At 65.9% G+C, this 26090-nt stretch carries 22 protein-coding genes; 11 read left to right on the forward strand and 11 right to left on the reverse strand.

The window, feature by feature from the left end; genetic code table 11:
* Positions 1-24 precede the first annotated feature (24 nt).
* Complete coding sequence (locus JQ507_20310; protein ID QRI67327.1) at positions 25-2205, reverse strand: xanthine dehydrogenase family protein molybdopterin-binding subunit; 2181 nt, start codon at positions 2203-2205, stop codon at positions 25-27.
* A 3-nt stretch (positions 2206-2208) separates the two neighbouring features.
* The gene (locus JQ507_20315; protein ID QRI67328.1) at positions 2209-2670 is read right to left on the reverse strand and encodes a (2Fe-2S)-binding protein; all 462 of its coding nucleotides are present in this window, start codon (positions 2668-2670) and stop codon (positions 2209-2211) included.
* A 181-nt stretch (positions 2671-2851) separates the two neighbouring features.
* On the opposite strand from JQ507_20315, the gene JQ507_20320 reads away from it, so the two are divergent.
* A complete protein-coding gene (locus JQ507_20320) occupies positions 2852-3733 on the forward strand; it encodes a LysR family transcriptional regulator (protein QRI67329.1) in 882 nt (293 codons plus the stop codon).
* Positions 3734-3952: 219 nt separating this feature from the next.
* Here the strand turns inward: JQ507_20320 and JQ507_20325 are convergent, their stop codons facing one another.
* The gene (locus JQ507_20325; protein ID QRI67330.1) at positions 3953-5530 is read right to left on the reverse strand and encodes a peptidase S10; all 1578 of its coding nucleotides are present in this window, start codon (positions 5528-5530) and stop codon (positions 3953-3955) included.
* Positions 5531-5693: 163 nt separating this feature from the next.
* On the opposite strand from JQ507_20325, the gene JQ507_20330 reads away from it, so the two are divergent.
* The 3 genes from JQ507_20330 to JQ507_20340 all read left to right on the forward strand — a co-directional run bounded on the left by JQ507_20330 (position 5694) and on the right by JQ507_20340 (position 7714).
* Positions 5694-6473, forward strand: a complete 780-nt coding sequence (locus tag JQ507_20330) for an NAD kinase (protein QRI67331.1) — start codon at positions 5694-5696, stop codon at positions 6471-6473.
* Between the two features lie 107 nt (positions 6474-6580).
* Positions 6581-7126, forward strand: a complete 546-nt coding sequence (locus JQ507_20335) for a response regulator (protein ID QRI67332.1) — start codon at positions 6581-6583, stop codon at positions 7124-7126.
* A gap of 9 nt (positions 7127-7135) precedes the next feature.
* A complete protein-coding gene (locus tag JQ507_20340; protein QRI67333.1) occupies positions 7136-7714 on the forward strand; it encodes an Hpt domain-containing protein in 579 nt (192 codons plus the stop codon).
* A gap of 60 nt (positions 7715-7774) precedes the next feature.
* On the opposite strand, the gene JQ507_20345 is transcribed toward JQ507_20340, so the two are convergent.
* From JQ507_20345 to folE, 4 genes are all read right to left on the reverse strand, one after another.
* On the reverse strand, positions 7775-8956 hold the full coding sequence (locus JQ507_20345; protein QRI67334.1) for a DUF2336 domain-containing protein: 1182 nt from the start codon (positions 8954-8956) through the stop codon (positions 7775-7777).
* Between the two features lie 164 nt (positions 8957-9120).
* Entirely contained in the window at positions 9121-10125 is a 1005-nt protein-coding gene (locus JQ507_20350) for a lytic transglycosylase domain-containing protein (GenBank protein ID QRI67335.1), read from the reverse strand.
* A 111-nt stretch (positions 10126-10236) separates the two neighbouring features.
* A complete protein-coding gene (hisI, locus tag JQ507_20355) occupies positions 10237-10665 on the reverse strand; it encodes a phosphoribosyl-AMP cyclohydrolase (protein QRI67336.1) in 429 nt (142 codons plus the stop codon).
* Between the two features lie 28 nt (positions 10666-10693).
* Positions 10694-11374, reverse strand: coding sequence for a GTP cyclohydrolase I FolE (gene folE, locus JQ507_20360; GenBank protein QRI67337.1), 681 nt, complete (start codon positions 11372-11374; stop codon positions 10694-10696).
* 239 nt (positions 11375-11613) lie between these two features.
* Here folE and JQ507_20365 point away from each other — a divergent pair, with 239 nt between their 5' ends.
* On the forward strand, positions 11614-12060 hold the full coding sequence (locus JQ507_20365) for an iron-sulfur cluster assembly scaffold protein (GenBank protein ID QRI67338.1): 447 nt from the start codon (positions 11614-11616) through the stop codon (positions 12058-12060).
* A 24-nt stretch (positions 12061-12084) separates the two neighbouring features.
* On the opposite strand, the gene JQ507_20370 is transcribed toward JQ507_20365, so the two are convergent.
* Complete coding sequence (locus JQ507_20370) at positions 12085-13002, reverse strand: hypothetical protein (GenBank protein QRI67339.1); 918 nt, start codon at positions 13000-13002, stop codon at positions 12085-12087.
* Between the two features lie 241 nt (positions 13003-13243).
* On the opposite strand from JQ507_20370, the gene yidD reads away from it, so the two are divergent.
* The 3 genes from yidD (at position 13244) to JQ507_20385 (ending at position 14427) form a co-directional block, all read left to right on the forward strand.
* Entirely contained in the window at positions 13244-13597 is a 354-nt protein-coding gene (gene yidD / locus JQ507_20375; protein QRI73433.1) for a membrane protein insertion efficiency factor YidD, read from the forward strand.
* A gap of 112 nt (positions 13598-13709) precedes the next feature.
* The gene (locus tag JQ507_20380; GenBank protein QRI67340.1) at positions 13710-13877 is read left to right on the forward strand and encodes a hypothetical protein; all 168 of its coding nucleotides are present in this window, start codon (positions 13710-13712) and stop codon (positions 13875-13877) included.
* A gap of 223 nt (positions 13878-14100) precedes the next feature.
* Complete coding sequence (locus tag JQ507_20385) at positions 14101-14427, forward strand: hypothetical protein (protein ID QRI67341.1); 327 nt, start codon at positions 14101-14103, stop codon at positions 14425-14427.
* 70 nt (positions 14428-14497) lie between these two features.
* On the opposite strand, the gene JQ507_20390 is transcribed toward JQ507_20385, so the two are convergent.
* Both JQ507_20390 and JQ507_20395 read right to left on the reverse strand, forming a co-directional pair.
* Positions 14498-15634, reverse strand: coding sequence for an MFS transporter (locus JQ507_20390; protein QRI73434.1), 1137 nt, complete (start codon positions 15632-15634; stop codon positions 14498-14500).
* 106 nt (positions 15635-15740) lie between these two features.
* A complete protein-coding gene (locus JQ507_20395; GenBank protein ID QRI67342.1) occupies positions 15741-17021 on the reverse strand; it encodes an ATP-dependent Clp protease proteolytic subunit in 1281 nt (426 codons plus the stop codon).
* A gap of 227 nt (positions 17022-17248) precedes the next feature.
* Between JQ507_20395 and thrS the strand changes: the two genes are divergently transcribed.
* Positions 17249-19294: a threonine--tRNA ligase gene (gene thrS / locus JQ507_20400; protein QRI67343.1), complete on the forward strand. Its 2046-nt coding sequence runs from the start codon at positions 17249-17251 to the stop codon at positions 19292-19294.
* 84 nt (positions 19295-19378) lie between these two features.
* On the forward strand, positions 19379-19942 hold the full coding sequence (locus tag JQ507_20405; protein ID QRI67344.1) for a nitroreductase: 564 nt from the start codon (positions 19379-19381) through the stop codon (positions 19940-19942).
* A 114-nt stretch (positions 19943-20056) separates the two neighbouring features.
* Here JQ507_20405 and JQ507_20410 read toward each other — a convergent pair whose 3' ends face one another.
* Complete coding sequence (locus JQ507_20410; protein QRI67345.1) at positions 20057-25153, reverse strand: autotransporter domain-containing protein; 5097 nt, start codon at positions 25151-25153, stop codon at positions 20057-20059.
* Positions 25154-25562: 409 nt separating this feature from the next.
* Here JQ507_20410 and JQ507_20415 point away from each other — a divergent pair, with 409 nt between their 5' ends.
* Complete coding sequence (locus JQ507_20415; protein ID QRI67346.1) at positions 25563-25916, forward strand: hypothetical protein; 354 nt, start codon at positions 25563-25565, stop codon at positions 25914-25916.
* The last annotated feature ends 174 nt before the right edge of the window (positions 25917-26090 follow it).

A 26090-nucleotide genomic window follows, 5' to 3' on the forward strand; every position in this document is an offset into this window, starting at 1 on the left:
CTTCACGATCGCGCCAGTGGCACCTCACGCCTGCTTTAACACCGCCGGATCGACGGGCATCTTCCGCAACCGCTTACCGGTCGCCGCGAAGATCGCGTTGCTGATCGCGGGCACGATGCCCGATGTCCCGGTCTCGCCCATGCCGCCGGGCGGCTCGGTGCTCGGCACGATATGGACCTCGATCGCCGGAGCCTGATCGATCCGCAGCATCTGGTAGCTGTCGAAATTGGTCTGCTCGACGCGACCGTCCTTCAGCGTGATCTCGCCATAGAGCGCGGCGGTGACGCCGAAATTGATGCCGCTCTGCAGCTGCGCCTGCACCGTGTCGGGATTGACCACGGTGCCGCAGTCCATGGCGCAGACCACGCGGTGGACGCGGACTGAGCCATCCTTTGCAACCTCGACCTCGGCAATCAGTGCAAGGTAGCTGCCGAACACGAACTGCAGGGAGACGCCGCGTCCGCGCCCCGCAGGCAGCTTGCCGCCCCAGCCGGCCTTGGCCGCAGCGAGTTCCAGCGCCGCCTTGGCGCGCGGCGACTTGCCAAGCAATGCCTTGCGATACTCGACCGGGTCCTGCTTCGCGGCCGCCGCCATCTCGTCGATCATGCTTTCGGTGACGAACACGTTGTGCGAGGGACCGACGCTGCGCCAGAACGCGGTCGGGATACCGGGTGGTTCGACCCGGACATATTCGACGTGGAAGTTCGGGATGTCGTAGACGAGATCGATCGCGCCTTCCGTCGTGTCGGGATCAAGACCGTTGCGGAACGCCGGCGGCGCCCAGCGCGCGATCACAGAAGAGCCGGCGAAGCGATTGTTCCAGGCGATCGGCTTGCCGGATGCATCGAGCCCGACCGAGATCCGGTCGCACCAATACGGCCGGTACATGTCGTGCTGAATGTCCTCCTCGCGGGTCCACACCAACTTGAGCGGCGCATCGACCTGCCTGGCGATCTGCACGGCGCGGATCACGCCATCGACCTCGAGCCTGCGGCCAAAGCCGCCGCCGAGTAAATGATTGTGCACCACCACCTTCTCCGGCGGCAGGTTCAGCAGCTTCGCGGTCACCGCCTGCACACGCGAAAGCGCCTGGTTGCCGACCCAGATCTCGCAACCATCGGGGCGCACATGCACGGTGCAGTTCATCGGCTCCATCGTGGCATGGGCGAGGAACGGCAGCTGATAGGTCGCCTCCACTTTCGTCGCCGCACCCGCCAGCGCGTTGTCGGCGTCGCCGATATTCTGCGCGACCGCGCCCGGCTTGGTGGTGGCGGCTTCGAGCTCGCGCGCGATATCTGCGGTGGCAAGCTTGGCGTGCGGCCCCTCGTCCCACTCGATCGTGAGCGCCGCGAGACCTTTCTTCGCCGCGCCCATGTGATCGGCCACCACGGCGACCGCGTCATCAAGTGTGACGATCTGGCGCACGCCGTTGACGGCCTTTGCCGCCGCATCGTCCACGCGCTTCACCCGGCCGCCGAACACCGGCGACTGCGCCAGCGTCGCGACCTTCACCCCGGGCGGCCGCGCGTCGATGCCGTAGACCGCCGTGCCGTTGACCTTCGACGGCGTATCGAGCCGCTTGGCCGCCGTGCCGATCAGCTTGAACTCGGCCGGGCTCTTCAGCGTCACATTCTCCGGCACCGGCATCTGCGCCGCATCGGCCGCGAGCTCACCGTAGCCCAGCTTGCGTCCGGAGGCCGCGTGATGCACCTCGCCGTTCTCGGCGCGGCATGTGGCGGGCTCGACGTTCCAGCGCTTCGCCGCAGCTGCGACCAGCATCGCCTTCGCTGTGGCGCCGGCTTTTCGCATCGGCTGCCATGCACCGCGCATCGCATTCGAATTTCCGGTCGCCTGCACGCCGAGCAGCGGGTTGGCATAGAGCTTGTCGCTCGGCGGCGCATGCTCGAGCTGCACCTGATTCAGGCCGATCTCGAGCTCCTCGGCGATCAGCATCGGAATCGAGGTGTAGGTGCCCTGCCCCATTTCGACGTAGGGCATGGTCAGCACGACCTTGCCGTCGCCACCAATCCGGACGAAGGCATTCGGCGCGAAGTCGCCGGCCGCCGCCGCGGCCTCGCTCTCGCGGCCGGCGAACGGCAGGTTCACGCTGAGCAGCAGGCCGCCGCCTGCGATTGCGCTGGCGCGGAGGAAGTTGCGTCGCGACAGATCGGCGGCGCGTTCAGACAGATTGTCCATCAGCGTCATGGCTCAACCTCCCGACTGCGCGGCTTGCTTGATGGCGTCGCGGATGCGGACGTAGGTCCCGCAGCGGCAGATGTTGCCCGACATCGCATCATCGATATCGGCGTCGGTCGGCTTCGGCTTGCTCGCGAGCAAGGCTGCCGCCGACATGATCTGCCCGGACTGGCAGTAGCCGCATTGCGGCACCTCATGCGCGAGCCAGGCGTCCTGGATCTTCTTGCCCGCCGCAGTCCCGCCGACCGCCTCGATGGTCGTGATCTTGGAATCGCCGATGCTGTCGATCGTCGTGATGCAGGAGCGCACCGCGGCGTCGTCAAGATGCACCGTGCAGGCGCCGCACAGCGCCATGCCGCAGCCGAACTTGGTGCCGGTCATGCCGAGCACGTCGCGCAGCACCCACAACAACGGCGTATCGCCGTCGGCGTCGACCGAATGACTGGTCCCATTGATCGTGATCTGGAAGGGCATCCTGACACTCCTGTCCTGGTTCGAGACCCCTGCCGGCCGCGCCCTCCGGGCGTGGCCGGCCACATTCCAAAGCAATCGTGTGCTTCCTCGCGCCGATTGCCCACTCATGGTAATAAATAGAAATCCAAAGCATCAAAAGCGGCGCTTTGATCCGCAGTGAAGTAACCATTGGTTTATAATCATGGATCGACTGACCAGCATGTCCGTGTTCGCCCGCGTCGCCGATCTCGGCTCCTTCACCGCGGCAGCCAAGGAGCTGCGGATATCGCCGACCATGATCGGCAAGCATATCCGCTTTCTGGAGGACCGGCTCGGCTCGCAATTGATCAACCGCTCGACGCGGCGACAGGGCCTCACCGAACTCGGCCGCAACTATCTCGATCACTGCAAGCACCTTTTGGTCGAGGCCGAGGCTGGCGATGCGCTGGTCGAGGAAGCCTTGAGCGCGCCGCGCGGCAGGCTGCGCGTGGCGACATCGGTTGCCTTCGGTTCCTACAGCCTCGCTCCGGCGCTGGTTCGTTTCATGAACAAGTACCCGGAAGTGTCGGTCGACCTCATCCTCAGTGACAAGATGGTCGACCTGCTCGAAGAAGGGCTGGATGCCGCGATCCGGGTCGGCACGCTGACCGACTCCACGATGATGTCGCGCTCGCTGTCGCCCTACACCGGCGTGGTTTGCGCTGCGCCGAGCTATCTCGCCGAACGCGGCACGCCGACCCACCCAAGGGACCTCGCCGCTCATGAATGCCTACGCTATCCCGGCTGGTCGGACGCGCAACGATGGAGCTTCCTCGGACCGGAAGGCGAAGTGCAAGTCGATGTCACAAGCCGCCTCTTCATCAACAGCGCGTTCGGCATCCGCTATGCGGCCCTCGCCGGCGCCGGCATCGTGCTGATGCGCGACGAACTGCTCGCCGAGGACATCGCCGCGGGCCGGCTCCAGGTCCTGCTGCCGAACTACACGACGCAAGCCCGCGCGCGTCAGATCCTGTGGCCGAGGAACCGCAAGATGACCCCGAAGCTGCGCGCCCTGATCGACTTCATCGTGGAGACCTATGGCTAATCATATCGCGAGAACGCGAATGCATGGCTCTTGATGCTGCAACAAATCCGCCGTCGTCCCGGCGAAGGCCGGGACCCATCAACCACGAAAAGCTTATTGTTGAGCACTACTCGAACGACGAGTCACACCCACAACATCCGCCGCGGCGTGTGGGTCCCGGCCTTCGCCGGGACGACGCAGTGATGCCGCGGTGACAAAATTCAGCTCGCCGGACACCCCTCACTTCACCAGCGCCTCGACCTCCTTGCGGAACGCTTGGCGCGAGCTGTCGCGGGAGTAGAACATGTGTCCACCCGGATAGACCACGAGCTTGGTGCGGCTCGGACCCGCAAAGGCCGGCAGCTGGTCGAGGATGATCTTGGAGGCGAAGTACGGCGTCGCGAGGTCGAACAGGCCGTGGCCGATCAGGAGTTTCAGCTTGGGATCGAGCGCCAGCATCTGGCGCAGCTGCGTCACCGACTCCGTTGGATTGATGCCGTGACCGAACTCCCAGGCCTTGTTCACGTTCTCGCTGAGCAATTGATAGGAGCCGTCCGGCCGCCAGTTCAGTCTGCGCGTGGTGAGATCGACGGCAGCGCTGGTCAGCGGCGCCATCAGGGGATCGCCGGAGGGATCGTTGAAGCGGAAGTAGCTGGAGTCCGGATAGGGATCGAAGCCCTCGACCGAGGCGTCGTAGCGGCCGGTCACCTTGCCGTTCTTGCGGTCGAACTCACGGCGGAATTCGCCGATGTCGAAGCGGCCGGCGAGCCTGCGGCTCACCGCTTGATCGATGCCGGTCAGGCCGGCCACCTTGTCGGCGAGCCGCGTGGTGGCTTCGGTGTCGGCCTGGCCCTTGACGAGGTCGAGCAGGAAGTCGCCGCGCGCGTAGGCCTCGACGTCGGCGAGATTCTCGCGGGTCACCGGCCCCTTGGCCTGCCGCGCCACCGCCGCCATGGTCGGCAGGCTTGCGACATATTGCAGGAGGCTTGAGCCGGTATAGTCGCGGAAATCGAGCACCGGCGAGATCAGGATCAGGCCGCGCGGGCCGACGCCCTGCTGCATCTGCAGATTGCGCACCACCTTCGGCCCGCGGATGCCGCCATAGCTTTCGCCGGTGACAAATTTCGGCGAGGTCAGCCGGTCGTATTTCTCGAGCCAGCGGCGGATCACCAGCGCGATCGAACTGGCGTCGCCGTCGACCGTGAAGAAACGTTTGCGCGCCTCCTCCGATGTCGTGACGAAGCGGCTGTAGCCGGTGCCGACCGGATCGATGAAGACGAGATCGGTGAAGTCGAGCCAGGTGTCGGCATTTGGCTGCAACTCCGGCGAGGCCGAGGACACTGCGCCGTCACCATCGAACGGCAGCCGCCACGGCCCGACATTGCCGAATTGCAGCCAGGCCGACGCAGAGCCCGGGCCGCCGTTGAACAGGAAGGTCACCGGACGGCTCGCCTTCTCGGCGCCGTCGAGCTGGTAGGAGGTGTAGGCGACGTCGGCGAGCGCCTCGCCCTTGTCGTCGAACACGCGGATCGAGCCCGCGGTCGCGCTGAAGTTCAGCGTGCGGCCGGGCAGCGCGACCGATTGCTTTGTGGTGGAGTCCGGCGGCAGCCGATGTTGCTCGGGCGTCGATCCACTGCCGGCGGCGTTGGCGCCTGGACTGGCCCCTTCGCCACGCCCTGCCCGCCCCTTCTGGCCGCTTGGCGCCTGCGCGCTCGGCGACGGCGATGGCTGAGGGGTCTCGTCGTCGGCCCGCGCCGCGGTTGCAAGGCAGGCCACCAGCAGCGCTGCCGCGAGCCGTGTCGCAAAACTGTTAGCCATGCCGTTCACTCCCTGGGCCGACGTTTACGCATTCCGCCATCAAACTGCGGTAGCTTGGCGACGCCCGCAAGACATGCGGTCCGGTTTCCGGGCCATCTCGACAAGGTCGCCCGGGATGTATAGACGAGCGCGGCGTAATCCGGGCCAAAAGAGTTCGTGAGCGATGGCTAGCCCCAAGCGGTATGACAAGATCGCCTTTGTCGCCAGCGCGAGTGCGGAAGCACAGACCGCGCTTGAGCAGCTGACCGCGATGTACGGCAACCATCTCCCTGCCGATGCCGACGTCGTGGTTGCGCTCGGCGGCGACGGCCTGATGCTGCAAACGCTGCACGCCAACATGCGCAGCAACAAGCCGATCTACGGCATGCACCGCGGCACCGTCGGCTTCCTGATGAACGAATATTCTACGCATGATCTGCGCACCCGGCTTTCCGCCGCGCGGGAGTCGCTGATCAATCCGCTCCTGATGCGCGCGACCGACATCCACGGCGCCGTGCATCTGCATCACGCCATCAACGAGGTGGCGCTGTTCCGGCAGACCTACCAGGTCGCCAAGCTGCGCATCCTGATCGACGAGCACGAGCGGATGGCGGAGCTGATGGCCGACGGCATCCTGGTGGCGACGCCGGCCGGATCGACCGCCTACAACCTTTCCGCCCAGGGCCCGATCCTGCCGATCAACGCGGCGCTGCTGGCGCTGACCCCGATCAGCGCGTTCCGGCCACGGCGCTGGCGCGGCGCGCTGCTGCCGAATTCCGCCTTCGTGGTGATCGAGGTGATCGAGGGCGAGAAGCGCCCGGTCGCCGCGGTCGCCGACCATGACGAGGTCCGCGACGTCCGCCGCGTCGAGGTGCTCTCCGACAAGACCATCGCGATGCGGATGCTGTTCGACCCCGGCCATTCGCTGGAGGAGCGCATCCTGCGCGAGCAGTTCGGCTACTGACGGCCGCGCCTGCCGCTGCCCGGCAACCAATCATTAACCCCGGGCGGGATATGGTTAACGTCGGGTAATACCGCATTTGGCCCGGTATGCCCGTTCGGGACCGGACCATGTATCGCATCGATTTCAACAAGCTGCGATTTCTGATTTGCGACGACAATCCGCACATGCGCCGCATCCTGCGGACACTGCTGCATTCGTTCGGCGCGCGCGAGGTGTATGAGGCCGAGGACGGCGCCACCGCGCTCGAGATGTACACGCACTATGTGCCCGACATCGTCATCACCGACTGGTCGATGCCGATCTTCGACGGGCTCGAGCTCGCGCAGATGATCCGGCAGCCGGAATCCAAGGGAAATCCCTACGCGCCGATCATCATGCTGACCGGGCATTCCGAGAAGCGCCGCGTCACGGTGGCGCGCGATGCCGGGGTCACCGAATTCCTGGCCAAGCCGATCTCGGCCAAGGGGCTCTACCAGCGCATCATGAACGTGGTCGCCAACCCGCGCCCGTTCATCAAGACCAAGACCTATTTCGGGCCCGACCGCCGCCGCAACACCACCAACACCTATATCGGCCCCGAGCGCCGCGGCAGCGGCGAGGTCGAGGTGCTGCAACAGCCGTCGCTGCTCGATAAGGCGCGCTCGACCATCTAGGATATCGCCATGGCGAAAGACAAACCCGGGACGATCGAGGTCAAGAGCTTCGGCACGCACCACGTCATCACGCAGCCGAATCCGCTGCGCAAGATGCTGCTGCGCGTCCCCGAGAGCGATCTCGACGATCCCGTCGGCCGTGCCGAGAAGGCGCTCGCCGGACTGTCGGGCGAGTTCAAGGAGTGGATGACGATCGAGGCCGACCGCCTCTCCGCCGCGCATGCCACCGTGCTGCGCGAGGGCTTCAACGACAAGACCCGCGAAGAGCTGTTCCGCGCCGCGCACGACATCAAGGGCGACGCCGCAACCTTCGGCTATCCGTCGGCAGCCGCAGCAGCAGAGAGCCTGTGCCGCATCATCGAGCACGCGCCCGATCTCGCCGCGGTGCCTGACCAGCTGATTGCCCATCACATCAACGCCGTGCAGGCGATCGTGCGCAACCGCACCAAGCTCGACACCGCGGTCGTCGCCGGCGTGCTCAGCAAGCAGCTCCGCGGCATCGCCGATGAGTTCCTGACCCACGCCAATCGCGACCGCCCCGAGCATCTCGAGGCCATCCTCGCGCCGAGCATCGTGCCGGGCGAATAGCGGCGCGCCGCGGCTTGCGGCCCCGGCTTCAATCATCGTCAATTGCAGGAAGCGCGGCCTTCAGGCCGCGATGAGATCGTCGTCGCTGGGCAGCACCGCGAGCGCGTCTTCGGCGGCGAGTTCCTCGCAGAACATGCGGGCATCCTCGCGGGCCGATTCGGTCGCAAAGCGACGCAGCAGGATCAAGAGCGGCTCGGCCGCCGAATGGTCGGTCTCGCAATGGGTCAGCACCCGCTCGACCATGCGGCGATGCAGCCGCGCCGCGCCGTCGCCGCTGTCGACATAGCCGACCTCGTGGCTGGCCTCGAGCGCGACGCGGAACGCCGCGTAGGTCGATTCCGGCAGGCCCGCACGCCGCAGCAGCGCCTGCAGGCCGTTGCCGCCGCGGTCGTTCAGCAGCGCGGAGACGCGGCCATAGGGCAGCCCGGACAATTCGGCGAGCGCCGCCCCGAACAGGTCGAGATTGCCCGACAGCAGCGCGCGCAGGATCAGCCCGGCAGTGAGCTGGCCGGTGGCGCGCAGATGCGTGATCAGGTTCTGCATGTCGTCGCCAAAGGCCCGCGCGGCGATGTTCACCGTTGAACGTTCTTTCGCCTCGCCGGCGATCCGGTCGGCGCGGTCGGCGCCGAGCCAGTTTCGTGCCACGACGAACTGCGCCAGCGTATCGGAAAGCTTTGCGACCAGCGCCAGCCGCGTCGCCGACGGCAGGTCCTCCAGCGCCAGCATCGATTCCCTGATCGCCGCAAGATGGCCGTGGCGCTCGACGATGCGGTCCCAGGAGAACGGCGCAAGGCCGGCATAGGGATTCTCGATCAGCTCGAGCGCAGCCGCTGCCGAGCCGACCTCGGCGATCGCGGCAGCGATGGAGGCCGGAAGATTGACGCGGCGCGCGATCGCGCACTGCATCTCGTCGCAGCCGGTCGCGACGATGTCGACGAGATCGGCATCGATCAGGAGCGGTGAATGCTCCAGCACCGGCAGCGCGATCGCCGGCTGGTCGGCCGCCAACGCCTGCACGATCGCAGCAGGCGCCTCCGCGCTATATGCGAACACCTCGGCCATCGCCTGCCGCACCAGCGGCGACGGATCGTCGAGCAGCATCAGCAGCGCGCCCTCGGCTACGATGCGATCGTCCTCGGTGAGATCCGAAATGAGCCAGGCCCGGGCCAACGCCCGCGTCGCCTCTGCCCGCTCGCCTGCCGGAGCGGTTCTAATCCAACTAATGAACTGCCGAACGATCATGGTCCTGCCGGCTTACGCAACGAGACGGCATCGACATACGACGCCACTACAAGGAAAAATAAACCATGACGCTTAACAAAGGGTTCACCATAAACGTTTGGGATTATTGACGTTTCGTTAAGACGGCCAAGGCGCGCGGCTTCGCGCCTGCGAAACCGGCAATGCTAGCTGTTGCTGTAGGTGCCGTTCGGATCGCTGAACAGATCAAGCCGCCCGGGCGCGCGGACCTTCGGCGTCGCCGACGTGGTCAACGCAGAGGAGTTGCCCCACAACTCCTGTACGGCCGGCGAGATCGGTTGCGGACGGTCCCCGCCCTGGTAGAGCGAGCGGAAGGCCGGCGCCGGCTGCGCCGATGCCACGGTCGAGGTCGCACCGGCTGACGAGGCCGCACTGGCGTTCGGGAACGTCGAGAGATACGACGCAGTGTCCATCGACACCGCTTGCGTCGGCGCGGCGCTTGCCATCGCGTAGGGGCTCATGGTGTCGCCGCCCGCCGCAGCAAAGGCGGTGCGCGTGTCCTTCGAATTCGCCGCCGCGGCGTAGCGCGTGGTCAGCACCGAATAGACCTGGCTGACGCTGCGCGCGCTGCCCGACTTGTCGTAGAAGATCGACTGGTTCGCCGCTGCCGCCTTCGGAAACATCGCGGCCGCATTGGCGCTCGGACTATCCTCGGCGCTCAAGATCAGCTTGCCGGCACCGCCGACGCCCATGAAATGCGCCATATAGAGCTCGGCGTCGGTCGGACGACGGCCGAGCGTGCCGGTGAGCTTGAAGCTGTTGGATTGCGTCAGAGCCGCCGCCATCGACGACGCCGCATCGGGGTCGTCGCGCAAATTCATGACCGCGTTGCGTGCCGAGGGGTCGCTGACCGAATAGCTGCCGTCGGAGTTCTTGGTGATGGCATTGGCATATTGACCGTAGCCGAGCTGGCTTCCCGCCTCCTTGACGGTGCCGAGCCAGGTCTGGTCGATGAATTGATAGAGTCCATGCGCCGACGAGGTCGTGGCGCCGGCCCGCGGATTGAAGTTGGATTCCATCTTCGCGGTGGTGAGCAGATATTCGAAGCTCGTACCGGTGGTGGCCGCCGCCTGCTTGATCGAGCCGGCGACCTTCAGGCGCGAAGCATCGACACCTGCCGAAGCCGTCGCATTGAAGAGGTCGACCGCCATTGATCGGGTGCCTTGCGGGGTGCCGGCAATCGGCACCCATGTGCCGTCAACCTGCCGTAATTATGGTTAACGGCACGTTAAGGCGCCGGCACGGCGGCAACGCGGAGGCCGCTATTTACGGTAGACCTGCGCCGGATCGAACAGGCGCTCGGCATCGACGAAGGACAGGCTGACGGCTCCGCCCTCGCCCTTCACCGCGCGATAGAAGCAGGAGCGCCGTCCGGTATGGCAGGCGGCGCCGATCTGCTCGACCTTGAGCCACACGGCGTCTTGATCGCAATCCATCCGGATCTCGACCACGCGCTGGGTCTGGCCCGAGCTCTCGCCTTTGCGCCACAGCGCATTGCGCGAGCGGCTGAAGTACCAGCCCTCGCCGGTCGCGATCGTCTTGCGCAGCGCTTCGTCGTTCATGTGCGCGACCATCAGCACGTCGCCGGTCGCGACATCGGTCGCGACGCAGGTCACAAGACCGGTCGCGTCGAATTTGGGCCGGAAGTCGAGCCCCTCTTCGCGGTCGTGATCGTGGGTCGATGCGGACACGGCAAACCTCGCTCGAGAGAATGCGAGGTTACCGGTTCGGTCCTCGCACCAGGGACAGGAAACGCTGCTGCTCCGCCGGATTGTCGCGGAACATGCCGGTGAAGCGGCTGGTGAAGGTCGACGCGCCATGCTTGGCGACGCCGCGAACCGACATGCAGGTGTGCTCCGCCTCGATCAGCACGGCAACGCCGCGCGGCTTCAGGACCTCGTCGATCGCAGCCGCGACCTGGGCGGTGAGATGCTCCTGGGTCTGCAGGCGGCGGGCGAAGATGTCGGTCAGCCGCGCCAGCTTGGACAGGCCCACGACGCGCTCCACCGGCGTATAGGCGATATGCGCCTTGCCGTAGAACGGCATCATGTGATGCTCGCACTGCGAGGTGAATTCGATGTCGCGGACGAGGACGAAATCGTCGTAACCGGCGGTCTCGCCGAAGGTGCGGTTCAGCACTTCGGCCGGGCACTGATGATAGCCCTGATAGAGCTCGTCATAGGCTTCGACGACGCGGCGCGGCGTGTCGAGCAGGCCCTCACGGCCGGTGTTCTCGCCGATATAGGCGAGCAACGTCTTCACGGCCTCCTCGGCCTCCGCCCGCGACGGGCGCGGCTGGTCGGCACGAACAGCCGCCGCCATGAATTCCGAGGGGTCGAGCTCGCCGGGCTTGGCGTCGGCCGGCTTGTTGGGGCGAAGCGATTTGATCAAGGCGTCCATGTCTTCTCCGTTCGACCGGCCCGGCATCTGCCGTGGGGCCGGATGTGTCACCGGGCAGACGGGGCGGATCATCGAACCGCCGGACGCCTGAGTCCCATCTTTGTAGCACCAGCGCGACGAATGTGGGCCGCGTTGGCCGCATGGCCGGGCTATGTTTCCGGCACTGCCGTCCATATATAGGACGGTGAAACCCAACCGCCAAGAGCGCCCGGCACGGCCGGAACCAGGCATCTGTCCCCATGCTGAACGACATTTACAACAAGCGGATCATCGAGTTGGCCGGCAATATTCCGCGTCTCGGACGGCTGTCCGAGCCGGACGCCAGCGCCACCGCGCACTCCAAATTGTGCGGCTCGACCGTCAAGGTCGACCTCAAGATGGACGGCCCTGTCGTGACCGACTTCGCCCATGACGTGAAGGCATGCGCACTCGGCCAGGCCTCCTCCTCGATCATGGCGAGCCATGTGGTGGGGTCGACCGCGGAAGAGCTGCGCGAATTGCGCGAGACCGTCCGCAAGATGCTAAAGGAAAATGGCCGGCCCCCGCAGGGCGGCAAATGGGCCGACATCGCGCTGCTCGAGCCGGTGCGGGACTACAAGGCCCGCCATGCCTCGACGCTGCTGACCTTCGATGCAGTGGTCGATGCGATCGGCCAGATCGAGGCCAAGGCAAAGCAGCCAGCGTAGAGCTTGCTGCCGGCCCAAATCCTGTTACTGCGCCGGCTGGACCGGCGGGGGCGCTGAGGTGCCGGCAATCGGCACCACGACCTCGGCGGTCTTGGTTGCCTTCGCGGCCTGCGGCTGCGCCTCACCTTCCATCGCGCTGCTGACGAAGCGATCGCCGTTCTTCAGCTTTGCGTCGGCGACGGGAATTGAATTGTCCTGCCGCGGCAACACGTCGGCGACGGCATCCGTTGTGACCAGATTGGTCAGCCGCAATTCAGCCGCCGACAATTCGTGCAGGTCTTCCCACGGCGGCACGCTGAGTGCGAGCGACAGCAGCTCACCCGCGCCGCCCATGTCGAACGTGTACTTGGCGAGACGGCCGATATCGCGCTCGACGATCATCAGGTCCTGCGCGGTGTAGCTGGCGGCTTTGGCATCGTCGGCGCGATCGCCCATCCAGATCTGATGCACGCGGACATGGGCGGCCGGCGGCACATAGCGCGTCTTGCCCGACAGCAGCAGGAACACGCACATCGACTCGCAATAGGCATCCGGCAACACGCTGGCGCGGTCACCCTGCGCGGCCTGATTGACGACGCTGGTGCCGACCGTGGTCAACGCGCCGAGACCGCGGAAACGACGGCCGAGCGCGATCGCGTCGTTGACCGAGCCGCCGCTGGAGTCGAGCACGATGGTGGCGCCGTTGAGCTGGCGGCTGCGCGCGAACTCGTCGAACTCCTTGGGGCTATCGGCCGTGATGATGCCGACCGCCGACACCCAGCCGCGGCAATTCGGCTGGCAGGCGATCCAGCTGAACTTCATCGGCAGCTTGCGCTCTTCGAGGGTCGAACTGGCCTGCGCGGAACCTCCCGCCGTCGTCACCGTTCCGGAAACCGCGAAGCAAAAGGCGACGGCGCCGGTGAGCGCCCAACTGCGCAACGAGAGCGACCTGACGAGCCTCAATTTGGTTCCTTCCCCCAAGCCCCTGGTGATACGAGCGGTGGCAACGGCCCCATGGCAAAGCGCCACGATTCTGTCATCGGCGCGTTATCGGAACGGTAGCCCTGCTGACCTGGACCGTCCATAGGACCCTTGCTGCGGTGCCAATCGACCTGTGCGTTAATTTCGAACTGTGGCGTAAATATCTGCGACAGCACGGTTCCTTGGCTTGGAACCCCCGCAAGACTACGTACATAGTTGCGTGATGCAGCCGACAGATCATCCGACGTCACACCTCCAGCGATGCACGGAATGTGCCAGCATCGCGCGCCGCATGCCGCGCAATGTCGGCCGCGCCTTGATCTGGGTCTACCGGCACACGCTGTCGCCGCTGGTCGGTTACAACTGCCGCCATCTGCCGACCTGCTCGGTTTATGGCGACGAGGCGATCGAGCGCTTCGGGCTCTGGGCCGGCGGCTGGATGACGCTGGCGCGGCTGCTGCGCTGCCAGCCCTGGGGCACCTCGGGAATCGATAACGTGCCGCCGGTCAAGCCGCCGGGCGCGCACTGGTACGTACCCTGGCGCTACGGCCGCTGGCGCGGCGTCAACGACAGCTGATCAATTGCTGCAGCGCTCCCAGGCGCGGCTCGCATTGCTGCCCGGCGGAACTGGGGCGATACTTGGCGCATTGTTTCCGTGCCCCTTGCGGTTCCTTGGGGAGGAAATAACAATGCGCTGGAAAATCAGCCACGACGGTCACGATCCCCGGCAGATCGATTTGCTGGCCGTGCTTGCCTTGCTCGTCGTGATCATTGCCGCCTACGGCTACTTCACTCACAATGCGACCAAGCCGAGCACAACGGCATTCATCGTGCCGAGCCAGAGCGTGAAGTGGTGACGCAGCGCGCGCCCATCACCGGCTAGTGCCAGCCCCAGACGTCGTCGGACGGCGGCGCTGGATGATCGTCGCATTGTTGGCGAGGATGAAGCTGCGCGCCTGCCCTCATCCCGCAGGCATTGTGGTGTTGACGGCCGCGCGATTTTGCGATGCGCGGCATTGTTTGCACCCCGCTCGCACCATAGGCTGCCGCCATTGGGACGAACATTTTTGGAGATGGGCATTGCAGGAAGGCTTGTACAAGCTCGAATTTCACACCGTTCACGGCACCGGCACCGGGGTGCTCTACGCGACCAACGGCAAGCTTCGCGGCGGCAACTCGGCCTTCGCCTTCGTCGGCAACTACAGCGACCGCGGCGACGGCATTCACGTCAAGGTCTCGACCCAACGGCACAATCCCGATCCAGCCTTCCGGCCACTGTTCGGGACCGACATGATCACGTTGACGCTGAAAGGCACAGCAAACGGCGACATGGTCGACTTCGAGGGCGAGGCGCTGCAGCTGCCGGGCGTCAACTTCAAGGCGTTCCTGACGCGGATCGCCGACTAGGACAGGTTCGAGCGACGTTGGTGCGACTTGGGCGCGGGTTCACGCGGAGAGCGGCGTCAAGACGAGAAACTCACTCGGCCGCGGCTGCGCGCGCGGCCGGTCGCGGTCGCGTGATGATCACGACCGCGAGGGCGGCCGCGACCAAGGCCGTGGCCACATAGCCCGCGCAGTAGAGCCATTCGCGCGCGAACAGCAATCCGCCGATCGCAGAGCCGATGGCCTGGCCGACATACAGCACCGAGGTATTGAGCGAGACCGACGCCGACGCCAGCGCGGGCGCCGCCCCGACCAGTCGCACTTGCTGCATCGAATTGGTCGACGCGAAGCCGAGCCCCCACACCGCCACCGAAGCTGCCATCAATGCATAGGCACCGGCGCTCAGCGCCCAGCCGGCCACGCCGGTGAGCAGCAGCACGGTGAACAGCACCGACGTCTTCCAGGCGCCCCAGGAATCCACGATGCGCGTTGCGATCGCAATGCCGACGAACCCGAAGATGCCGTAGAGCGCAAATACGATACCGACCGCGTCCGCATTCGCGCCGGTCAACTTGGCGAGCAGCGGTCCCATGAAGGTGAACACGACGAACTGGCCGGACATCTGCAACGTCGTGACCGACAGCAGCAGGACGACGGTCGGATTACGGCCGAGATCGGCCCAGGTCCGCAGATCGACCGGCGCGCCATGTAATCCGCCAGGCAGCCGCCACCACAGCAGCAGCGAGCTGACGAGCCCGGTCAGCGCGATCGCGCCATAGGTCACACGAAAACCGTAGCGGCTTGCGATGAAGGTGATCAGCGGCAGCCCGATCGCGGCGGCGAGCGACCAGCCGAGGAAGATGTAGGCGATCGCGCTGCCGCGCTTTTCCACCGGTACGATCAGCGCCGCGGTGCCGGCCGCCTGCGGCGTGTAGAGCACACCGACCGCGAGCATCACGAGGCGGATGATCAGGAGGCTGTCGTAGTCCGGCGCGAAGGCGGATGCCGCATTGGTCAGCGTCAGCACCAGAAGCGTCGCGGTCAGCAAGGCGCGCCGCTCGAACCGGCTGGTCAGCCACGCCGTCACCGGCGAGCCCACGCACAGTACGATCGCGCCGAACGTGATCAAGAGACCCGCGGTGTGGATGGTGACGCCGAGCCCACTCGACAGCTCCGCCAGCATGCCGGCCGGCGCCAGCACCGAGCAGCCGGTGACGATGTTGCCGAGCATCAATGCGGTGGGGGCGAAGCGTTTCACGCCGCGTTGATAGCAGACCCCGAACTCAATGCAACTGCATCTAAATGCATGGCACGCGATCGATTTGCGCCCCTTGCGCTCATGGCGACGGCGATGCCGCCGGCGCCGCGTTGACGCCAGGCGACACTGCGGCCGGCCACGGGCTGGCAGACTTCGGAGCTGATGTCGCGGTCGGGCACGACGCCAAAAGCTGCGTCCATCCCTGCTCCAGCCCGGTCGTGTCGATGTCGAACGTCGCGACGCCGGGCCTCGCGGGATCCGGCTTGCCGTCGGACGACAGCGCGCTTTCGCCGATCTGCAGATGCGGCACTGCCGTCATCGCCTTGACGATGTCCGCGCTCACCGGATCGCTCCAGACCTCGTATTTGCCGAACCGCGCCGGCAGCCTGCCGAACGCGACCGCCTTGGTGACGCCGGCCATCATCACCACCGTGCTCTTGCCGGCGCGGCCCTCCTCGAACTCGCGCACGAACATCAACCGCCCGCGATCCTTGTTCTCGCAGAACAGGCGCCACTCCATCATGCGGAAGGCGCTGCCGTCGCCGTTTTTCTGCTGCGCGATCTTGCGGACATAGGGCCGGGCTTCCTTCTCGACCGCCCACAGCGTGTCCGGCAACGGCCGCGTATCGATTCCAAATCGATACAGTTCCGGCCGCGTCAGCACGTGCAGGTTCTCGAACTTCACGGTCCGGATCAGGTCACTGAGCTCACGGCTGATCCCCATCGCCGCGAGGAACAGGTTGCGGTCGCGATCGGCACTCACCATCTCGCGCCGCTTGAAGTCCGCGACAGCTTGCGGCGGCGGATGCCCGTGGACCACGAACATCAGCCTGGAATTATGCACGCCGAGCACCGAGTCGGGCGCCACCTCACGGTCGGTCGCGCCCAGGAACAGATAGGCACAGGCCGAGACGCACATCGCGTTGCGCGTGGTGAGTTCAGCGGCGACCTCTCCCTTCGTGGCCTTGATCTTCAGGCAGGCGGCGTCGACCTGCGTACCCGCGGAACAGGCCGGCACGGTGGTGCGGCCGACCCGGGCGATTGCCTTGCGCGCACGCAGAAACCGCGCGATCGCGTAGGACTGCTCGACATTTCCACCCGGCGAATGAAGGTAGATCGGAAGCTGCGGGTCCTTGGTTGCGTAAAGGAAGGTGCGAATCCGCTGAGCGGCTTCCCGATCGATCTCGCCTTCGATCGCGATCCAGCGATCGCAACCCGCACCGCAGGCATTGGCCGGCCCCTTGGCAAGGTAGATGGTCAGCTTTTTCGCAAATCCGGCCTTCTCGACCGGCGCGTCTTCCGCCCGCAACACGCCCGGGATCAGAAGCAACGCCACGAACAACAGGAGACGGGAAAACATGAACCTTGCGGAGCTCGCGATGTCGGGGAAATGGGCATCCGACGTTAGACGATGATCGGCAGCGTCGCAACGATCAGGGCCACGAGGTGCAGGCGAGCTCCCGCGATTCGGTGCGCGAGAGGTCCATTTTCTTGATATTGCCCGATTGCAGGCGTCAAATCCCCTGCTATACCGCTGCTTTCCGCTTACCTGCGCTCGTTCGCAGGAGTGAGCTACAGGAGACATCGATGGCAGACACGCCCAAATCCGAGTCCGGATTCCAGTACAGCCTCTCCAACCTCAAACCCGCAGAACCCGTGAACAAGATCGCCCTCACCTTCCCTGATGGAGCGAGGCGCGATTTCCCGAGAGGGACCACCGGCCTCGACATCGCCAAGGGCATTTCGCCCTCGCTCGCCAAGCGCACCGTCGCGATGGCACTCGACGGCACGCTTGCCGACCTCAATGATCCGATCGAAGCCGACGCCAAAATCGAACTGATCGGCCGCGAAGACCCGCGCGCGCTGGAACTGATCCGGCACGATGCCGCGCACGTGCTGGCCGAGGCGGTGCAGTCGCTGTGGCCCGGCACCCAGGTCACGATCGGCCCGGTGATCGAGAATGGCTTCTATTACGACTTCTTCCGCAACGAGCCGTTCACGCCGGAAGATTTTGCCGCGATCGAGAAGCGGATGCGCGAGATCATTGCGCGCGACAAGCCTTTTACGAAAGAGGTTTGGGATCGCGAAAAGACAAAACAGGTGTTTCGCGACAAGGGCGAGGCCTTCAAGGTCGAGCTGGTCGACGCGATCCCCGGCAACGAGCCGATCAAGATCTATTTCCAGGGCGACTGGTTCGATCTCTGCCGCGGCCCACACATGACCTCGACCGGCAAGGTCGGCAACGCCTTCAAGCTGATGAAGGTGGCCGGCGCCTATTGGCGCGGTGATTCCAACAATCCGATGCTGACCCGCATCTACGGCACGGCATTCGCCAAGCAGGAAGACCTCGACGCCTACCTCAAGCAGATCGAGGAAGCCGAGAAGCGCGACCATCGCAAGCTCGGCCGCGAGCTCGACCTGTTCCACTTCCAGGAGGAAGGCCCCGGCGTGGTGTTCTGGCACCCCAAGGGCTGGACGATCTTCCAGCAGCTGATCGCCTATATGCGGCGGCGGCTGCTCGGCGACTACAACGAGGTCAACGCGCCGCAGATCCTCGACAAGGTGCTGTGGGAGACCTCGGGCCATTGGGACTGGTACCGCGAGAACATGTTCGCGGCGCAGTCCGCCGGCGACGAGGCCGAGGACAAGCGCTGGTTTGCGCTGAAGCCGATGAACTGCCCGGGCCACGTGCAGATCTTCAAGCACGGGCTGAAGAGCTATCGCGACCTGCCGCTGCGCCTCGCCGAGTTCGGCGTCGTGCATCGCTACGAGCCGTCGGGCGCGATGCACGGCCTGATGCGGGTGCGCGGCTTCACCCAGGACGACGCCCACGTGTTCTGCACCGAACAGCAGCTCGCCGAAGAGTGCCTCAAGATCAACGACCTGATCCTGTCGACCTACGCCGATTTCGGCTTTGACGGCGAGCTCACGGTCAAGCTCTCGACGCGACCGGAGAAGCGGGTCGGCACCGACGAGATGTGGGACCACGCCGAGCGGGTGATGGCGACCGTGCTGTCGGAGATCAAGGCCAAGGGCAGCAACCGGATCCGAACCGAGATCAATCCCGGCGAAGGCGCGTTCTACGGGCCGAAGTTCGAATACGTTCTGCGCGACGCCATCGGCCGCGACTGGCAGTGCGGCACCACCCAGGTCGACTTCAACCTGCCGGAGCGGTTCGGTGCGTTCTACATCGATCACGACGGCTCGAAGAAAGCGCCTGTCATGGTGCACCGTGCGATCTGCGGCTCGATGGAGCGCTTCATCGGCATCCTGATCGAGCACTACGCCGGCAACTTCCCGCTCTGGCTGGCGCCGACGCAACTCGTGGTCACGACCATCACCTCCGAAGGCGACGAATATGCCAAGGTGGTGGCGGCCGCGGCGCGCCGCGCCGGCCTCCGGGTCGAGATTGATCTGCGCAACGAGAAGATCAACTACAAGGTCCGCGAGCACTCGCTGGCCAAGATCCCGGCCCTGCTCGTCGTCGGCAAGAAGGAGGCCGAGACCCATTCGGTCTCGGTCCGCCGCCTCGGCAGCGAGCGGCAAACCGTGATGCCGACCGACGAGGCGATCGCCGCGCTGGTCGATGAGGCGACGCCGCCGGACGTGAAGCAGGCGCGATCCGTCGCCTGATCTTCACAATCGGTCTAAACTGGCTTTCGCCGGCTTCGTCGTGCCCCCATCTTGGGGGCACGACTCCTCCTGAAGGACATTTCCGTGCCCGATGCTATTGAACTCCTGAAGACACGCCGCTCGATGAAACCGCGCGAGATGACGGGCCCGGGCCCGTCCGCGGCCGAGCTCGAGACCATTTTGACCATCGGCGCGCGCGTGCCCGACCACGGCAAGCTGGCGCCCTGGCGCTTCATCGTGTTCGAGGGTGACGCCCGCGCCCGCGCCGGCGACGTGATCGCCAAGGTCTTCGCCCGCAAGAATCCCGGCGCGCCGGCCGCCGATATCGAGGTCGAGAAGAAGCGCCTGACCGACGCACCGCTGGTGATCGGCGTGGTCTCCTTCACCAAGCCGCACCCGAAGGTGCCGCCGTGGGAGCAGGAGCTGTCGGCCGGCGCGAGCGCCATGAACATCGTCACCGCGGCGACCGCGCTCGGCTACGGCGCCTGCTGGCTGACCGGCTGGTTCGCCTTCGACCGCGACGTGCTCGACGGCCTCGGCCTGAAGCCGGACGAGAAGCTCGCCGGCCTCATTCATATCGGCACGCCGACCAAGCCGAGCGAGGATCGCCCGCGCCCGGCGCTGACCGATATCGTGACGCGGTTCTAGCAGCGGTCGTGCCCCCGTGAACTCGTCGGCGGGCCGCCTGCTGGAGCCCGCATGCACCGGCAGTGACCAAATCTGCAACGCAGCCTTAACGACGCAATAGGCCGCTAGCAGACATCACCAGGCGTAGCGCACGACGCCCTTGCCGGCGTAGCTGTTGGTCACATTCGAGAACTCGCCCTCGAAGGTCGCTGCCGCCGACCAGCCGTTGCGCCACTTCATCTCGACCGAGGCTGTCGTCAGCGCCGAGTCCGTCGCCTGCGCGGCGCCGTTGACGACAAAGGACGAGGCCGGCAGCGTCTGGAACGTCGCTGCCATCGTGCGGTTCGGAGCGTAATCATGCGCCCAGGCGAACCGCGTGCGCAGTGTGAGCAGGCCATCCTGCACCGCGAACGAATTGTCGGTGCGGAAGCCGAGTTCGCTGCGCGGGTCGGTGACGCTCTTGCCGGCATAGCCGAGCGCAAAGGTCGGCAGCCCGGAGATCGTCTGCTCGGCATAGCTCGGCAAGTTGAGAGTCGTGAACTGGCCGGCCGCATAGGGCGTGATGCCCATCCACGGCATGGCGAAGCGATAGCCGCCTTCGACGCGGCCGGAATAGGCATTGGCGTTGAACTCGGCCCGGAGATGATCGAGCCCCACGACGGGCACCGTGCGATCGGTCGTGATGTCCTGCCAGCCGTAGGCCAGCGCCGCCGTGATGTAGGCATTGCCTTCGGTGTGGCGAACGTAGGCACCGGCCTGGAACAGATCGGAGCGTCCACTGCCGAGGCCGCTCACGCCGAAGCTCGTACCGCCGCCTGCGATGGCAAAGCCGGCGACCGTATTCGGCGAGAACAGATAATCCGCGCCGACGGCGGTGCCGTAGACGCTGCTGGTCGTGGCGTTCGATCCGACCACCGCATTGCCGCTGGTCGATTGCGAACCGCCGAAGCCGGCCGCCCACACGCTCCAGCGTTGCTGGAACGCCGCCGGCGGCGCCTTGGCGAACATCGCGAACGCATTGCTCTGACTTGTCGCGGCATAGGCGCTGCCATTACCGTCGTCCGCGTAACCCGACGCGTCCGGCGAGCCTCCGCCACCGGTCCGGTTCATGACGGGGTCGGTCAAGAGCCCCATGAACAGGTCCATGGCCTTGAACGTGGTCTGCTGTGTCGACGTCGCGAGTTCGCCTGAGACCTGCGTCAGGCCGGTCGGCGTCAGCGCGCCGAACGCGACCGGTACCGTGCCGGTGCTGTTGAAGGAATTGACGATGGCGTTGCTGACATTGCGCTGGTTGATGTTGAGCCCGCCGCCTGGCGGCGTGAAGACAAGCGCGAGGTTGAGATAGGCGTGCGTCGGATCGTAGCTCAGCGTCGAGGTGAAGCCGGACGGCAGGTTGGTGTTGGCCAGCGTGTTGAACGTGCCGCTGACGCCGCCTGCGGCCGAGACGATGGTGTATTGCTTGTTGACATAGGTGCCTGACGAGAAGAACGCCTGCACCGAGCCGCCGCCCAGGGTGGCCGATCCCGTCGCGTTCACGAAGGATGCGGTCGTCGGATTGATCGCCACCTGATAGAACGCCCCCGACGAGAATGCGAGACTGCCGTTGACCGTCATCGACGATCCCGCGGTGCCGTTGCCCGCTGCGAAGATGGCGGCAGTGCCGACGCTGAGGTTTGCGACTGCACCGGTGCCGAACAATGCACCGCCCGAGATCGTCGTGGTGCCGTTGATCGTGCCGGTGTTGTTGAAGGTGCCAGCAGTGTTCGTCAGGCCTCCGTTGAGCGTGCCGGCATTGCTCGCCGTGCCGCTGTTGGTCACCAGGCCTGATACGGTCGCACCCGTCCCATTGATGAGGGTGCCCGCGGTCGTGATGGTCCCGGTCCAGATCCCGTTGTTGGCGATCGTGCCGCTGTTGCCGGCGACGTTGGCAACATAGGTGCCATTGTTGATCACCGTGCCTGCGTTGGTGAGGTCGTCATGCAGCGTGCCGCCTGCCGCGACGATGATCTTGCCGGTCGCCGTGTTGGTGACTGAGCCGAATGTCGCTGCGCCGCCGCTATCGACGACGAAGTTCGCAGCGTTGGTGAGCGAGGCGCTGCGCGTGATCGCGCCGCCATTGCCGATCTCCAGCGTGCCGCCGTTCACCGTCGTCGCGCCGAGATAGCTGTTGGTGCCGGTCAGGATCTGCGTGCTGTTGCCGTTCTTGACCAATGCCAGCTTGGAGCCGGCCGCGCCGCCTTCGCCTCCCCCACCGTTCTGGATCGCGCCGGAGAACGTGGTCGACCCGCCGTTCACACCCGTGATCGTCAGCGTCGCCGTGCCGCTCGCCGCGGCATTCCTGACGATACCACCCCCGTTGCTTCCATCCGCAAGCGAGGCGACCGAGTTGCTGTAGCCCGACAGATCGAGCGTCGCGCCTGCATTGATCAGGAAGGCCGAGTTGCGCGAGAGGCCCGTCGATGATTGCGCGATGACGGTGCCCGACGCGATGTTCGTCGTGCCGGAATACGTGCTGACGCCGCCCAGCAAAATGCCTTCCGCGAAAGCACGCGGATTGCTGCTCATCAATGTCAGCGTGCCGCCTCGCGACGAGGCCTCATCCGAGATCGTACCGAACAAGCGAATGAGGCCGCCGGCATCGTCGATCGTGCCACCCCTGCCGGTGATCTCGACGGCGTTGGCAAAGGAGCGATCGAGCAAGGGCCCGGCCGCAAGCGTGCCGCCGTTGAATGTCAGCGTCCCCAGACCGATCGCCGAGGCCGTCTGGCTCGAGGGAATGTTGACGTTGGTGAATACGGACGCGCCCCGCACCACCAGCGTCCCCTGCGACAGCGTGGTGCCGCCGGAATAAGTGTTGGCGCCGGACAGCACCAGCGTGCCGCCACCATTGACAACAACCGCTCCGGCTGGAGCACCGCCCGTCGCATCGGAGATAATTCCGGAAAGCGTCTGCGCCGTCCCGGCCGACGCGAGGAATGTTGCATCGCCGGAGACCGTGATCGCATTGGCGATCGCGTAATTGCCGGTGTTGGCAAATCCGAGCGTCGTACCCGCCGCCATCGCCAGGGTGCCGGTACCCAATGCGGAATTGTTCCCGGCCGTGAGCGTACCGGCGTTCAGTTGCGTACCGCCGGTATAGGTGTTCGCGCCCGTCAGCGTCAGCGACCCTCCGGTGATCTTCAGCGCACCGCCGGCATCATTCTGGATACCGCCGTCCTGGATCACGCCCGCAAATGATGTCGAACCCGCCGTGATGGTCAGCGTCCGGGCGCCAAGCGACACCGTCCCCGTCTGCCCCGTACCCGTATTGGCGAGCGTTGTGATCGACGCGCCGGCAGAAGTCTGCGAGATGTCGAAGGTCGCTCCGGTCGCGAGATTGACCGCGCTCGATGCTGCGATCGAGCCTGTTCCCGACAGCGCCAGCGTGCCCGCGTTGATCGTGGTCCCGCCGGAGTATGTGTTGGTGCCGGTCAGCGTCAGCTTGGTCTGGCTGCCGCTGAGCGCCAGTCCCGTCGCGCCGGTGCCGTCCTTGATGGTGCCATCGAACGTCGTCGCGCTGCCGCCCTGATTGTTGACCGTCAATACCGCAGCCGCGCCGTTGTTGGTGACGGTGCCGCTGCCGGACAGCCCCGCGATCTGCTGGTTGAAGCCGCCGAGATCGAGATTGCTGGCGGACCTCACCGTCACCGATGAATTGGCGCTGAACGCGTTCGCCGCACCGCCGATCAGCGAGCTGGCACTCACGCCGTCGCCAACTGTCGTGCCCCCGGAGTAGGTGTTGGCGCCACTCAGCGTCAGCGCAGTGTTCGCGTTGACGAGCGAGAGCGCGGTCTTGCCGCTGCCGTCGGTAATCGCGCCCGAGAAGGTCGAGGCAGTACCGCCCGCGACGGTCAGGACATTCGAGTTGGTGACGTTCGTCACCGTACCGGTCCCGCTCAGCGCTGCGATCCGCTGGTCGGAACCGCCGAGGTTGAGCGTCCCGTTGACGACAACACCGCTCGATGCCGCGATCGCGTTGCCGACGCCAAGGTTCAACGTCGCCGCCCTGTTGATGGTTGTCCGGCCGGTGTAGGTCTCCGTATTGGCCAGCGTCACGGATCCGCCGGCGTTGCCGCCGGTATTGGCGATCGTCAGGCCACCGGTGGTGCCGTTGCCGTTGCCGATGACGCCCGAGTAGGTGAAGGCAAATCCGTTGGCATCGATCGTGCCGCCGGTGATGTTGATCGCCGCGGTATTGGCGATGGTGTAGGCGCCACCGGCCTGCAGCGTACCCCCATCGAACGTCACGACGCCGGTGCCGAGCGGACCGGAGGTGACGGCGCCCGGAGCGCCGGTCGAGGATGCATTGACCTGGGTGATGCCAGCCGACAGCGTCGTGCCGCCCGAATAGGTATTGGCAGCCGAGAGGCTGAGCGTGCCGCTGCCGATCTGCGCCACCTTGCCGTTGCCGCTGATCGTGCCGCTGAACGCGATGGTGTTGGACCGATCGAATGCAAGCTTACCATTGTTGGCGACGTCGCCGATGATCGAACCCGTCGTGCCGCCGTTGCCGAGCTGCAAGGTGCCGCTGTTGATCGTGGTGCCGCCACTATAAGTATTCGCGCCGGTCATGATGACCGTGCCGCCCGAGATGGCGACCGCCGCGCCGGTGCCGGCACCGCCGGTATAACCCTGGCCCGTCGGAAGGCTCGCGGTGCTGTCGTCGGCGATCGTGCCGTTGAGCGTAAGCGTGCCGGTCGGATTGAACGTGGTCGTCGTGCCGCTGGTCAAAAACAGATCCGAGCCGGCCGCCGCGCCCGCGTTGGTGCCCGCGCCTCCGGTGACGACGCTGCTCCCGAACGTGCCGTCACCCACGGTCAGCGAGGCGCCGGCACGGACGAACACAGCGCCGCCGAACGCTGCGCCACCGCCGGCGCCACCAGTCCCGCCATTTCCACCGCCGATGCCGCCGGATCCGGCAGTGCTAAAGTTGCTGCCGGCCCCGCCGCCGCCGCCAAAGCCGCCATTTCCGGCCGACGAGCTCAAGTAACCGCTGCCGCCGCCGCCACCACCATAGCCGCCGGATCCCGCGCCGCCGAAGTTGACACTACCGCCGCCACCGCCGAAATCACCGCCTTTGCCGGCCGTGGAGCTATCAGCAGCCGCGCCTCCACCACCGCCGCCTAACGTGCCGTTCGTTCCGTTCGGACTGCCCGGCTGCGAACCGCCGACACCACCGGTACCGCCGGTCAATCCGCCGCCCCCGCCGCCCCCGCCGCCGTTGACATTCGAGGTGCTGCCGTTGCCGCCGTTGCCGCCGTTGATGCCGCCGCCACCGCCGCCGCCGCCGGTCGAGAATCCTCCAGCACCCGTGCTTCCTGCACCGCCTGCTCCGCCGTTGCTGCCATTTTGTCCGGCGCCCCCGCCGCTGGTCCCGTCACTTCCCTTACCACCGCCACCACCGGTCCCGCTGCCGCCAGCACCGCCGGTCAGGAATGTCGATCCGTCATTGGATCCGCCGCCGCCACCGCCGCCGCCGCTGTAACCACCGCCACCGCCACCGGCATCCTGACCGCCGCCCCCGCCACTGCCACCCAGACCACCACCGCCGCCGCCGCCGGACGTACCCTTATGCACCACAGAACCGCCAGCGACGCCGCCCGTGGCGGTGTTGTTGCTGAACGTCACGTTGCTGACGGTCGTCGAGCCGGCGTTGACAAAGATCGCACCACCGGCGCCCAGACCGCCGCCGCCGGGGGCGCTTCTGGATCCGCCGCCGGCGCCGCCCTGGGCACTGCCGTTGGCAATCGTGAGGTTCGAAATCGCGACCGTGCCTGAGAGCACGAAGAACACGCGATTGGCGTTGCCGCCGCTGATGACGAGGCCGCTCGATCCCGAGCCATCGATCGTGACGTTGTTATTGATGGGCGGCAGCGCGCCATTGGCGGCGCTGGTTGCAATCGTCGAGTTTGCCGGCAGGTTGAACGTGATCGTTCCACCTGCGACGTTGGCCTGATTGATGGCATCGCGCAGCGAGCCCGGACCGCTATCGGCGGTGGTGGTGACGACGAACTGCGCTTGCGCCGCGGTCACCGTCCCGAGACAGACAGCGACGACCAGCGCCGTCGCGAACCAAAACTTGCTTCTCACTGTGCCGGCCGCCCGCGCAAATTGATTTCCATGCATTGGT

Source organism: Bradyrhizobium sp. PSBB068 (assembly GCA_016839165.1).
In the GTDB taxonomy this organism is placed as follows: Bacteria; Pseudomonadota; Alphaproteobacteria; order Rhizobiales; family Xanthobacteraceae; genus Bradyrhizobium.